Here is an 11,875-nt window from a genome sequence, read left to right on the forward strand (position 1 = left end):
TTATATTGGTATAAACGTTCGGGAAAATAATCGCGATGATTATTTTACGCGTGATACATATTCACCAGAACGCGTATCCACTTTAATCACTTCACCGATTTGTACGAACAGAGGTACTTTAACCACAGCGCCAGTGCTTAATGTTGCTGGTTTACCGCCTGTACCCGCAGTATCCCCTTTCAGACCCGGATCGGTATCAACGATTTCTAACTCAACAAAGTTTGGTGGAACAACAGCAATAGGACGATTATCCCACAGTGTAACGATACACTCTGCTTGGTCAATCAACCATTTAGCATTTTCGCCAACCGCTTTTTCGTCTGCAGCTAATTGTTCAAAGGTTTCGTTGTTCATGAAATGCCAGAACTCACCATCGTTGTACAGGTAAGTTAAGTTGATATCCATGACATCTGCACCCTCAGCAGAATCAGTAGATTTGAAGGTTTTTTCCAGTAATTTGTTAGAAATCAGTTTACGCAGACGCACACGAGCAAATGCCTGACCTTTACCTGGTTTCACAAATTCACATTCAGTAATGACGGCTGGCTCGCCATCTAACATGATTTTAAGACCTGAACGAAAATCGTTGGTATTATAAGAAGCCATGAATATCCTCTAACTTTTTTAATTTAAAATGGCATAGCCAAAAATGGCACACATTGTAACTCATAATCACACCACCAGAGAAGTCTGGTTAACACAACTCGCGCAGGCAATCAGTGATCCTGTTGAATTACTCCAACTTTTAGCGCTGGAACATCACGCTGAACTACAACGGGGTGCTCAGGCGAGACGACTTTTTCCTTTACGGGTTCCCCGTGAATTCGTTGCGCGCATGAAAAAAGGCGATCCTAACGATCCATTACTTTTACAAGTATTAACTGCACATGCTGAATTTACCCTAACGCCGGGATTCTCTACGGATCCATTAGATGAGCAACAAAATGCGGTGCCGGGTTTATTACATAAATATCAGAATCGTGCATTGCTTTTGGTCAAAGGTGGTTGCGCTGTCAATTGCCGTTACTGTTTCCGACGCCATTTTCCTTACGAAGATAACAAGGGAAACAAAGCTAACTGGCAAAAGGCAATAGAGTATATCAAAAATAACCCAAAACTCGATGAAATCATCTTTTCGGGTGGCGATCCGCTGATGGCCAAAGATGACGAGCTAGATTGGTTAATTACTCAGCTAGAAGCCATCCCCCACATTAAACGTTTACGTATTCACTCTCGTTTACCTGTGGTGATCCCTGCGCGTATTACTCATAGGTTATGTCAGCGCTTACAGCAGTCACGTTTACAAAATATTATGGTATTGCATATCAATCATGCAAATGAAATTGATGATGCGTTAAGAGAAGCTTGCTTAAAACTAAAAAATGCCCATGTTACGCTATTAAACCAAGGGGTATTACTGCGAGGGGTTAACGACAATGCCCAAACCCTTGCTGATTTAAGTCGTGCACTATTTGACGCAGGCATCATGCCTTATTACCTTCATGTGCTAGATAAAGTACAGGGAGCGGCTCATTTTATGGTACCAGACAGTGAAGCGCGCGAAATAATGAAATCATTAATGAGTCTTGTCTCTGGCTATATGGTTCCTAAACTCACGCGTGAAATTGGAGGAGAGCCAAGCAAAACCTTGCTTGATTTAGGCTTACGACAAGTATAGTGGATAGGAACTTATAAAATAACATTGAATACCGTTATTTGGCCTAGACAATAGGCCTATCCGGTAAAAATAGTAGTACCTCATAAAAAGCAAATAAGAATGATCGCGTTCTTATTTGCCCAATATTACGTTAATGCATATTACTCGACTAAAATCGCTACATCGACACTGCCCGAGTACCTATCTGCGGGAATATTACCATTTGCACAAAGATTAAAATATAACGTTTGATTAAAAACTTTGGGCATAGCATTAACTAATTTATTACTACCGACATAACTTAATGCATCACTGGAATTAGGTTCACAAATAGTATTTTGTTGTTGGCTAGTTAGCGAAGTCACCACATAAGGCAATGCATTACCGCTTTCCTGCGCTTTAGTGCCGGTTAATTCCATTCCCGTATTACTGCCTTTGACTAAGATATTAAACGGTCTTAATGTGATATGTACATTCCCAGCATAGGGACAATCAACATTTATACTGGCAATATTCTCATCAAGTTTAGTCGGTGTAGCAAAATTTTGTGCTATTTGACTACGGTAATTAATCGATGTTGCTGTTTGTGGCGTCACATCGCAGGCTTTTAATGCATGGACTGTTATCTTTGTACTAGAATCTAAAAAATAAGGCCTAGCACCAATTGAAAATCCAGAACTAATAGCTACATTAATTTTCAAAGAATGATCTCTGGCTAGACTATAATTTCCCGGCTCTAACGCACCAATAGCGTAAACTGAATATCCACTAATAGTGCCAATAGAAAGTAACAATACATTTTTTTATTTGCGGGAACGTCATTACTCTTTGCCTTTACATAACAGCATTGCTGATTATCACCTTGTTTAACTTAATAATAATTATAAAAATTATTGACAATTAACGGTCACCATTCTTATTGGGTTTTGTTGTGATACTTCAATCTTTTCAAGCTCTGAATAACTAAATTGACATGAATGTTTGCCCGTATTGTTATTCCAAGTCACCACGACATTCCCATCATTGGGTAACCCACTCATATAAAGAGATTGATAGGCATCGATAATACCGGTATTTACCTGTTTATCTTTTTCATCTGTCAAAGAAGCCATTGCACCAAAAGGTATCGCTATATTTTGCGCTGTTTTTATATCAAAAATAACCTGATAACCCACTTTAGTTTGAAATTGTCTTGCTAAAATAGCCCCTTCGGTTGGATAGACTTTCATTGACGTTTCATTAAGTGTCACATCATCAGGTAATGTGCTGACATTTACGCTAATACTGTTTGTATCATAAGGACTTAATTGAGGGACAATGGCATTACCAAATGTATCTATTTTCACATTTCCATTGATTTCTGCGCCCTTTGCTTTATCTGCGCTCACTATGGCAATACTGTCACCTAACATCCTTGATAATGTCACTCCTTTTGAGTGAAGAACAACACCACCAATAAGGCTACCATTAAAGCTATTTCTATTTTTCCCATAGCTATAACCCCCAGAAAGCGTTCCTTTACTTCCTGAATAACTCATATTCATATTGCCACTATAACTATCTGCCTTGTTATCTGTATTTTGGTAGATACCATAAGAGAGTTGATTATCAAATGCAGAGCCATTTAAACCGGCTTGTTGCGAAGTTCTTCCATCATTGCTATGTGTCAGAAGATAGCTTGCATTCATATTTTGCAAGCCACTTGCATTTGAGAACACACTCAGTGGCATATTCATATTAAAATTAATTTGTCTATTTTCTGGCCATGTATTGTCATCACTTTTTAGGCGAGAAATAGAATAATCTATATTAAATGCAATACCTTTCAGAACAGTGTTATAGCCTAATGTGACACTATTATTAACACGGCTATTCCCCCAATAACGGCTGGTTTCACCACGAAGATACATGGAACCGTATTTTCCTAATGATTGTGAAATTGAGGTTTGAAAACTAGATTTCTGACGTTGGCTTAACCAAGGTGCAATACCTTCTCGCAATTCATAACCTGAGTTATTGTAATCACTAAAGTCATAGTAATCTTTAGTTGAATAACGTAATGCGGTTAAATCAAACGAAGTCCCTGTAGATAATAAACTCTTAGAATAACGAACCCGATATGATTGACCGTGATAAGTTTTATCCAAATTAGCTCTGGCGAGAGTGACGTCCGCAGATAAGGCACCTAATAACCCAAGAGAAACACCAGAACCGATAACACCAGAGGTATAACCATTGGCAATTAATAAACCACCGTATGCAGTAATTGAGTTATTGATACCATAACTAAACGTTCCTAAAGCAAATTTACTTTTTTTGGAATCTGTCGTGATACCACCATCATATTGCCCCGCACTAAACTCATACTCAAATTGCCCTTCACGCAACATGATAGGCAGCGATGAATAGGCTTGTGTATATACACGCTTAGAGCCATCTTCTTCTTCAATGGTTATTTCAAGGTCCCCACCAATACCGCCGGCGGAAATATCATTAATAATAAAATTCCCAGGAGCAACAAAAGATTTATAGATAATTTGACCATTTTGACGAATGGTAACGGTTGCATTGCTGTTGGCAAAACCTCTTACCACAGGAGCATATCCACGCATACTACTTGGTAACATTTGTTGGTTAGTGGCTAAAGAAATCCCCTTTATCGGAATACTTGAAAAAATATTCCCTCCAGTGGTAATTTCACCAATTTTCAGCATTGATTTTAAATAAGCGATATTTCGCATTACATAGGTATTACTAAATTCAGAATCACTTGAAGAACGCTGATCTGAACCACTCGAATTATTATAAGAATAATTTGTTCTTAAACGCCAAGGGCCTATATTTACACCACCATTAAGATTCAAGAAAAAGTTGTTATTATGGCTTGAATAATCACCTGTCGTTCTATTTTTAATAAAGTTAGCCATATAATTAAGGATAACAGCACTCACGCCATCATCTAATAATTCTGCGGGAATTTCACCTTGAAAGCTCTTATCCATATTAACTTGGGGAAAAGATGCATTTAATGTTAATTTATTAATATTAAAGGTTAGCCTTGAATTAGGAATATACGCTTCTATATTATCAATTTCTGTATCTTCGGGTAGATCACTTAGCTTACTTATCGCTGAAACATTAACCCCAAATAGCTTCAAATCTTTGATTGTAACAACTGGGACAACTTTACCTTCTTTGTTTGCTTTAAATAAAATTGTCTTTTCACCTAATGGCTCAGTATTAACAAAAACGCTTAAACTATAGTCTCCTGGTGCAATGTAGTCTTCTTTGCTGAAATTACTTAAATCAATATTGTCGTTATTATTTAGTAAAAGATTCGGATCAAAGTAATTATCAGACAATGCGATTTTCGGCATTGCCACAGATAAAACACAAAGATTGATACAAAGAATTTTATGCAACATAGGTTTCATAAACCACCCCAAAGACCACCCATAAATAAGAATTATTGTTAAGTTAATATTCTTTATCTTTTATTATAAAGAAATTTTCATCATTGAATCTCCAACTCAGCTTTCCTTGAACATTTTTAGGTGCTTCAACTGATACTGTAGAGAATGGTTTTACCGTTATTGCTCTACCATCATTTTTTATTTCAACCTCGCCCACTTTTAAATATTCAAAAGTCATATAAAGTGGTGATTTATTATTTATAACTATGTTCTCATTTACCTTTTCAACAATAACATCATCAATAACATCTTTATTTTCCAATGCCATTATTGACTCAGGTCTATAAATTAATTTGAAGAAGAAAGTAGGTGTTATCGTTAGTGACACAGATTTCTTTTCCTCAATTTTACTATCCTTAAGAGGAACTGCTCTAAATGCAATCCAAAATAAGCTTTCTCTGTCTTTTGGTAACGCCATATCATTAGAACCTTCACTAATACGACGAATATTCCAGCTATATTCACTAGAGGGTTCTAAACGATACAAAGGTGGTAAAATCATAAAAGGTGTTCTTTCACGATCTTTATTCACTATAGGTACATTTTTATCATCATCATTAAATAAAATAGAGCTATTAATTAAATAAGCACTATTGTTATTATTTTTTAAAGAGATAGAGATACCTTTTATATCACTTTCCAGATAGATATATCTTTTTACTACAAAAGAAAAACCATTTTTCCCGAAATCTGTTAGATCCACAGTATCGTTTTCTATTTTTTCAACTGCTTTCGATGTGACTGAATAAGATAGAAAAAATAGGCAGAATATGACTATCTGGATAATATTTTTTTTTCTACCTCTTAAAAAAGATAACATTTAGTCACTCCACAATTATTTTATTTTCAAATGTATTTGATAATCCACCAAAATCATCAATATATTGCCAACTAACCTGTTTAATTGATTTATCTATAGCTAAATTGAGTGACGAAAATGGCGCAACCATAGGTGCATTTGCTGATTGATAACTTTTGCCATCGAATTTTAAATTTGATACCGTAAAATAATAAGGTGTTGGGTTATTGACTTGCACATTATTACCTACTTTTTTAAAGGTTATCTTCTTAGCATGACTATCTAGTGATGTTATGGCTAATTCATTTGGTCGATAAAATCCTTTTATGATAATTTTTGTTACCATATTAATTTTTAGTGATAAATCACCACTATTATTTTGTTGCCCTCTTTTTGTTTCAGGTATCAAATATGCAGTGAAAAAAAAGAGTGATTCCCGATCACTTGGCAATGTATCTAAAGAGCGTGGTAAAATTTTTATAGAAACCGATGAATGAGGCTCTAATCGTTTTAACGGTGGCAATACAATAAAATGCTCATCTTTTTTGCCATCTAAATCAGCCGTTATCATATTTTGAGATAAATAAAGATTATCTGTATCATTATTTATTTGTACACTTTGACTTTTATCTCCCTCAGAAAATATAATGCGACTTTGTGACAAAGATAGCCCTGCATAACTATATGATGCAGAAAAAATAAAACAGCTAAAAAGTAATGAAATCGTTTTTAATATATTCATATTTTAATCAATCAGAAAAAAAGCTAAGCACTACTGTTGCCGTAAAAGGGCCAACCTCTGGAGTACATCCCTCTTTTTGACAACGCAACTTTGCTGTTAATGATTTAGTCGAGCTTTCTGAGGTTATATTATCCCACACAACAGAATCATCAGAAGGTTTAAAAACAGAGCTATTATTTACTTTATATGTTTTACTACCACTGTCGTCTGTAAGTTGAACACCAAATGACCCAGAAACATTGTTATTAAAAAAATCTCGAGTTCCGGTTAAAGTAACACCTTGAGAGATATAAACGCTCGTTCCACTTAAAGAACTTGTTGAGCAATTAGTTAACGAGATAGGGATCTGTTGACTAATTTTATTATTTTTTATGTCATTAGCACTAACAGAACTAGCCCCTTCACCACTAGTGAAAGTAATATTATCTGGAACAACAATTTCACACGTTTTAGCGAGAAAAACGACTGAAAAATTATATTTCACTGATTGCGCTGCAACTGAAGCCCAACTCGTCAATAATAAACAAAGACTAACTATTAATATTGACACTTTTTTTGTCTGCATAATTAATCCTGAATATATTCAAATAAAATAGTCGCCGTTGAATCACCAGGTGTCATTTTATTATTGTTACGTCTAACAAAATCGACGATGTAGTTAATACTTATCGCTGAATTAGAGTGAGAAGAAAAAGATAACTTTTTATTGTTTTCTAGAATTTGGCAACTCGCATTTTCACCTTCAAGACAGCCTTTTACTAAAAAACCGGTTTGGGTCGTATCGCCTTTTCCATAAAAAACCTGATCTGAATATTCAGTATTCGCGCCTGTTTTTACATTAATCGTGATTTTTTTCTCACTATCAGGTTCATACTCTTTACAATCGATAAGATAAGTAAATTGCTTAGTGCCGAGACTCCCTTTAATAGGCGCCTTTATTGGTGTGTCTTCTGCATCACCAATAGTAAAAAACTGTTCAAATGAGACATGTTTACTCAGCTCATTACTATCGCTAAATTCACAAGTGCCACGTGTTACATTAGCAGAAAAGTTGAGAGTACCATTATTTGCGGATTGACAGTTTACTGCATACACCATCATCGCTAACAATACTGTTCTTTTAAAGTTTTTTATTGTAGACACTTTCTCCGCCTAAATCGTTGATAATATGAATATTAACAGCACCTGTTTTATTACTTACCACATAGTTTTTAGAAGAAAATGGTTCTATCATATTATTAATTTTATTTAATTTTATCGTTTCATTTTTAACGGTAATCTTAAAAAGATTAATATAATAAGGCGTAGGGTTCTCAATACTGATCCCATTAGGCGTTGCTTTTACAACTAATTTATCACCGGCTTCTTTTGGGTTTATCGCTAAATTAATAGGGCGATAAAATACCTTGATAATATTTTCCATCGCTATTTTTATCCCATCTTCATTTTTATTTGTTGATGGGATATTTCGCGAGTGGAAGTAATAAAGTGATTCTCTATCTTTAGGAAGATTTGTTGGTATTATTTGAATTTTTATTGTATTTTCACTTTCCGGAGCTAACCTGAAAATGTTTGGAGTAATAACAAACATACCGTTCAAAGGTGGTGATGAGGTATCCAGTTTTTCGGTTATAAAGTTAGAGACTAAATAAGGTTGTGCATTATTATTTCTAGCGCTAATAGAGGCTGTATTAGTATCCCCATTAATAATAATACGAGTCTGGCTTAAACCGACACCGGCTTGAACCTGAAATGATAAAAATAATACTCCTAAAACACACAACGAAATATATTGAAAAAAGCGTATTTTGTTTACCATCTGCCTATCACCTTATTGCACTGCAACTTTACTATTGGTAGTAAAACAAAATTATGGAAAAGGAATAAATTCCTTTCCCATAACATACTAATATTAGTTATAAGCAACACTAAAGGTTACTGGAACATTAATATCTTGTGCTTTCAGTGAGTCACCAGTTTCTGTAGCAAATAAACCTGCTTTCATAGGAATAATCAGGTTACCTTCACCTTCTGCTTTTAAGTTTTGCAGTTCTGTTGACTCATTTGGTTTCAGTACTACAGAGTTCATTGCAGTTAACTTGATACCAGCTTGAGTTGCACCAGCGCTAGCAAATAATTGCTCATTACCAACTAGGCCATTACCGCTTGCTAATAATTCAATATTAGATACAGTTACAGCAGGATCTTCACCTTCAGCTGGTTTACCAATCTTAGTACAGTTGTTTAACACTAAGTTGAAATCTTTTTCAGATACAGCTTGGTTAATATTTTGAATATCAGTAGTTGCATAAGTACCTAAATCAACACGATCTTGGCTTGCGCTGATATCACAAGTTGCTGCAACTAAACGTGCAGAAAATGTAACGTCTGCGTTTTTAGCGGCCATAACTTGAGTTGATAAAGAACCCATAAGAAGTGCACCAGCAACCATTACGCCTAATTTATTGAATTTCATATTAACTTCTCTTATAAAATAATCTAAAAATTATCAATATCGTAATAATTTAGACCCAACGTATTGTACTAAGCCAACATGTGATCCTTACTATATAAATGATATTGATCCTTACAACGATTGTTTATAACCCATTAATAAAACTAACTTTACATCAAAAATAACATCATATAATGTTGCATTTCTCAGTATTTATTTTTAGCTCATCAGAAAAATGACAAAAATAAACATTGAAATCACAGAAACATCAAATATATATATACTCACTCACTGTATAAAGTAAGCATAATATATTTTTTGAAAAAACAGCGGAGTTATTTAAATCACATAATTAAATCTCACCATATTAAAATATTATTTTAAGCCAAGTTAAAAATTTAATGAGAAATATTAATTCTTAAATCAGTATATTCTCTGAGTTGGGGAAAGTAAAGCAACCACAATAGAAAAAATTACATTTACTTATATATAAATTTACATTATATACATACGATAAAATAAAAAATAACCTTTAAAAACAAATGGTTATGATTTTAATTTTGTTTTTTTATTAAAATAACCTTCTGATAAATATTAATTAGATTATCTTTTATTGATTATAAATAAATAATAAAAACCAAACCACTCTAATTTAAATAGTCATATTTTGTTATTTCTTATAATTTATTAATTTACTTTTATGACGCTTATATAAAATATCTTATATAGATAATCTAATTATGATATATTTTTAATTTTATCCATTAAAATTACAATAAAAAAATAATCAGCATCTATACACATTGATATATAAGTATTTTTATTATAGTAAATATGATAGAACATCATGATAGTATCAGTATGAAAATATTAATATGTGCTTCTCATTTAATATAAATTAAATACTATCACTTATTAAAACTATCTATTAGTCATATAATTATCTATCCTAGTAGAATTGGATATTTTATTTTTTAATTTATTGTATTATTTGCATTTGGCTCTAAAAAAATCCTACTACGCTTATAGTAATAATCATTAAATGATAGTTTTTACGGTACATAATTTACCTGATTAAAAAATAAGTTTTAAAATTAAGTTCAGTGTAAAGAGGAGCTTCAAACACGAAATTGAGATTTTAATGGAGGAAATATGAATATTCTCGTCATTGGCGCTAAAGGTCGAGTAGGTCAGCGTTTAATCGAAATATTACTTGCTAAAGGTCATCATGTCATAGGTACAACCCGAAAATTATCCGACACATCAGTACATCATCCCTCACAGTACCATGAAATTGAATTGGACATAACAAAACCGTTATCATCCATCACCGATTTATTGCCAGACAATTTAGAGGCTATCTATTTTACGACAGGCTCCCGAGGAAAGGATTTATTACGAGTTGATTTACATGGTGCTGTTAAAACGATGCAAGCAGCAGAAAAAAAAGGAATAAAAAGATATATTATGCTCAGTGCGATTAATTCATTATCACCTGATAAATGGACTGAATTAATTGATTATTTTACTGCTAAATATTTTGCCGACCTCTACTTACGGGATCGTACCCAGTTAGATTTCACCCTTGTTCAAGCAGGCTATTTAACTGAAAAACAAGGCACATATAAAATTACGACCAAATTGGAAGATAATGCTACAAAAGGTGAAATCACTATTGATAATGTCGCGGCAACATTAGCAGAGATATTAGATAAGCCGAATACATTTAAAAAATGCATTCCTATATTAGATGGTGACGAGGCGATTAAAACAGCCCTCAGTCGAATTTAGAAACGATTAGTTTACTGATTTTGATAAAAAACAATCTGACCCTGATAGACATTAGGGCCAGATGTGTTAGTCACGAGCTAGCTTATCAATGTACACAACCATTGTTTGTTACTGACATTTATAAACTTGTCCACTCATTTTGCTATCTAGTGGCGCAAAGCTATCGACAATGCTACCTGCACCTGTACCAACATTAAAAATAACATTACCACCCATAGCTGCTGCTTTGTTGCGTAAATCATTAGCAGCACCACGTAGTGATTGGCTTTCAGTACGAGAGCCTGATAACCAATTATTCTGAACGCCGGTTACTGTGCCTAATAACTGGCACTCGCTGCCTGGTTGCGTATCAGTAATTTGTACCTGTGAACCTGCACTGGTCAATGTATTTGTTGCAGAACAGCCTGCTAACAACAACGCTGCAGTGGCTCCCAATAACAATTTAATTCGCATGATCCCCTCATTTCTTTGAGTGTCCGTTTAGTCATGACAACAATATACCCTGTCACTCCTCTTAAGCGCAAAAATAAATCATCACTATCTTACATTAGCCTATAGTCTTAAGAGGTTATTTCCACTTGTTACTTATTTTGACTTAATGATTTAGCTTTAAGATAGACAAAGCAATATCTATTTATTTTACACCGCTTTGCGGCTTTTAAAACATATTGTGTGCTTTTCAGACACCACAGTGCGAGACTGGGCACATTATTTGGTCGTCGTTCTTAGCCTAGTCCTCTGCTTTAATGGCATAATCAGGCAATAGGCCATTGATAGAAATTATTTTTTGATACTAAAATAATAGGGAACATTAAATCATTATGTACTGGCTCAATATTGACATCCTCCACGCCCTAAAGGATGTGGATCCCTACTGCGTTCAGACTGATGTCTAAATCACCTCGGCGGGTTCCTGCTTCGACGGGCGGTCTGACTGCACCCTCCCTCCACAGGCAAG

The 11,875-nt window shown here is 34.3% G+C and carries 12 protein-coding genes; 2 read left to right on the forward strand and 10 right to left on the reverse strand.

Annotated features, from left to right (window positions below):
- Window positions 1–39 precede the first annotated feature (39 nt).
- Window positions 40–606, reverse strand: a complete 567-nt coding sequence (gene efp, locus AACQ49_RS17955) for an elongation factor P (RefSeq protein ID WP_004245698.1) — start codon at window positions 604–606, stop codon at window positions 40–42.
- 43 nt (window positions 607–649) lie between these two features.
- On the opposite strand from efp, the gene epmB reads away from it, so the two are divergent.
- Window positions 650–1,678, forward strand: coding sequence for an EF-P beta-lysylation protein EpmB (epmB, locus tag AACQ49_RS17960; RefSeq protein ID WP_004249278.1), 1,029 nt, complete (start codon window positions 650–652; stop codon window positions 1,676–1,678).
- Window positions 1,679–1,818: 140 nt separating this feature from the next.
- On the opposite strand, the gene AACQ49_RS17965 is transcribed toward epmB, so the two are convergent.
- The 8 genes from AACQ49_RS17965 to AACQ49_RS18000 all read right to left on the reverse strand — a co-directional run bounded on the left by AACQ49_RS17965 (window position 1,819) and on the right by AACQ49_RS18000 (window position 9,147).
- On the reverse strand, window positions 1,819–2,358 hold the full coding sequence (locus AACQ49_RS17965) for a hypothetical protein (protein WP_231316187.1): 540 nt from the start codon (window positions 2,356–2,358) through the stop codon (window positions 1,819–1,821).
- 189 nt (window positions 2,359–2,547) lie between these two features.
- Window positions 2,548–5,091, reverse strand: a complete 2,544-nt coding sequence (locus tag AACQ49_RS17970) for a fimbria/pilus outer membrane usher protein (protein ID WP_049209835.1) — start codon at window positions 5,089–5,091, stop codon at window positions 2,548–2,550.
- 43 nt (window positions 5,092–5,134) lie between these two features.
- On the reverse strand, window positions 5,135–5,950 hold the full coding sequence (locus tag AACQ49_RS17975) for a fimbrial biogenesis chaperone (RefSeq protein ID WP_004249275.1): 816 nt from the start codon (window positions 5,948–5,950) through the stop codon (window positions 5,135–5,137).
- Between the two features lie 4 nt (window positions 5,951–5,954).
- Window positions 5,955–6,671 carry a fimbrial biogenesis chaperone gene (locus AACQ49_RS17980; RefSeq protein WP_004250165.1) on the reverse strand — a complete coding sequence of 239 codons (717 nt, stop codon included), beginning with the start codon at window positions 6,669–6,671 and terminating at the stop codon, window positions 5,955–5,957.
- A gap of 7 nt (window positions 6,672–6,678) precedes the next feature.
- Entirely contained in the window at window positions 6,679–7,236 is a 558-nt protein-coding gene (locus AACQ49_RS17985; protein WP_004245710.1) for a fimbrial protein, read from the reverse strand.
- Between the two features lie 2 nt (window positions 7,237–7,238).
- Window positions 7,239–7,814 (reverse strand): fimbrial protein, encoded by a 576-nt coding sequence (locus AACQ49_RS17990; RefSeq protein WP_004245711.1) that lies wholly within the window; start codon window positions 7,812–7,814, stop codon window positions 7,239–7,241.
- Window positions 7,792–8,490 carry a fimbrial biogenesis chaperone gene (locus AACQ49_RS17995; RefSeq protein ID WP_132587714.1) on the reverse strand — a complete coding sequence of 233 codons (699 nt, stop codon included), beginning with the start codon at window positions 8,488–8,490 and terminating at the stop codon, window positions 7,792–7,794. Before AACQ49_RS17995 ends, AACQ49_RS17990 begins: the two co-directional genes overlap by 23 nt.
- A 93-nt stretch (window positions 8,491–8,583) precedes the next feature.
- Window positions 8,584–9,147 carry a fimbrial protein gene (locus AACQ49_RS18000; protein WP_004245713.1) on the reverse strand — a complete coding sequence of 188 codons (564 nt, stop codon included), beginning with the start codon at window positions 9,145–9,147 and terminating at the stop codon, window positions 8,584–8,586.
- A 1,131-nt stretch (window positions 9,148–10,278) separates the two neighbouring features.
- On the opposite strand from AACQ49_RS18000, the gene AACQ49_RS18005 reads away from it, so the two are divergent.
- Window positions 10,279–10,917 (forward strand): NAD(P)H-binding protein, encoded by a 639-nt coding sequence (locus AACQ49_RS18005; RefSeq protein WP_071425281.1) that lies wholly within the window; start codon window positions 10,279–10,281, stop codon window positions 10,915–10,917.
- Window positions 10,918–11,025: 108 nt separating this feature from the next.
- Here AACQ49_RS18005 and AACQ49_RS18010 read toward each other — a convergent pair whose 3' ends face one another.
- Complete coding sequence (locus AACQ49_RS18010; RefSeq protein ID WP_004245715.1) at window positions 11,026–11,370, reverse strand: DUF4156 domain-containing protein; 345 nt, start codon at window positions 11,368–11,370, stop codon at window positions 11,026–11,028.
- Between the last annotated feature and the right edge of the window lie 505 nt (window positions 11,371–11,875).

Origin of the sequence: Proteus sp. G2675 (genome assembly GCF_963886535.1) — a bacterium.
Classification (GTDB): Bacteria; Pseudomonadota; Gammaproteobacteria; order Enterobacterales; family Enterobacteriaceae; genus Proteus; species Proteus mirabilis.

Coding starts and splice junctions, on each gene's coding strand:
- AACQ49_RS18010 (WP_004245715.1), bottom strand. CDS start 11,370: ATGCGAATTAAATTGTTATTGGGAGCCACTGCAGCGTTGTTGTTAGCA.
- AACQ49_RS17995 (WP_132587714.1), bottom strand. CDS start 8,490: ATGGTAAACAAAATACGCTTTTTTCAATATATTTCGTTGTGTGTTTTA.
- AACQ49_RS18005 (WP_071425281.1), top strand. CDS start 10,279: ATGAATATTCTCGTCATTGGCGCTAAAGGTCGAGTAGGTCAGCGTTTA.
- AACQ49_RS17980 (WP_004250165.1), bottom strand. CDS start 6,671: ATGAATATATTAAAAACGATTTCATTACTTTTTAGCTGTTTTATTTTT.
- AACQ49_RS17975 (WP_004249275.1), bottom strand. CDS start 5,950: ATGTTATCTTTTTTAAGAGGTAGAAAAAAAAATATTATCCAGATAGTC.
- AACQ49_RS17970 (WP_049209835.1), bottom strand. CDS start 5,091: ATGAAACCTATGTTGCATAAAATTCTTTGTATCAATCTTTGTGTTTTA.
- AACQ49_RS18000 (WP_004245713.1), bottom strand. CDS start 9,147: ATGAAATTCAATAAATTAGGCGTAATGGTTGCTGGTGCACTTCTTATG.
- efp (WP_004245698.1), bottom strand. CDS start 606: ATGGCTTCTTATAATACCAACGATTTTCGTTCAGGTCTTAAAATCATG.
- AACQ49_RS17985 (WP_004245710.1), bottom strand. CDS start 7,236: ATGCAGACAAAAAAAGTGTCAATATTAATAGTTAGTCTTTGTTTATTA.
- epmB (WP_004249278.1), top strand. CDS start 650: ATGGCACACATTGTAACTCATAATCACACCACCAGAGAAGTCTGGTTA.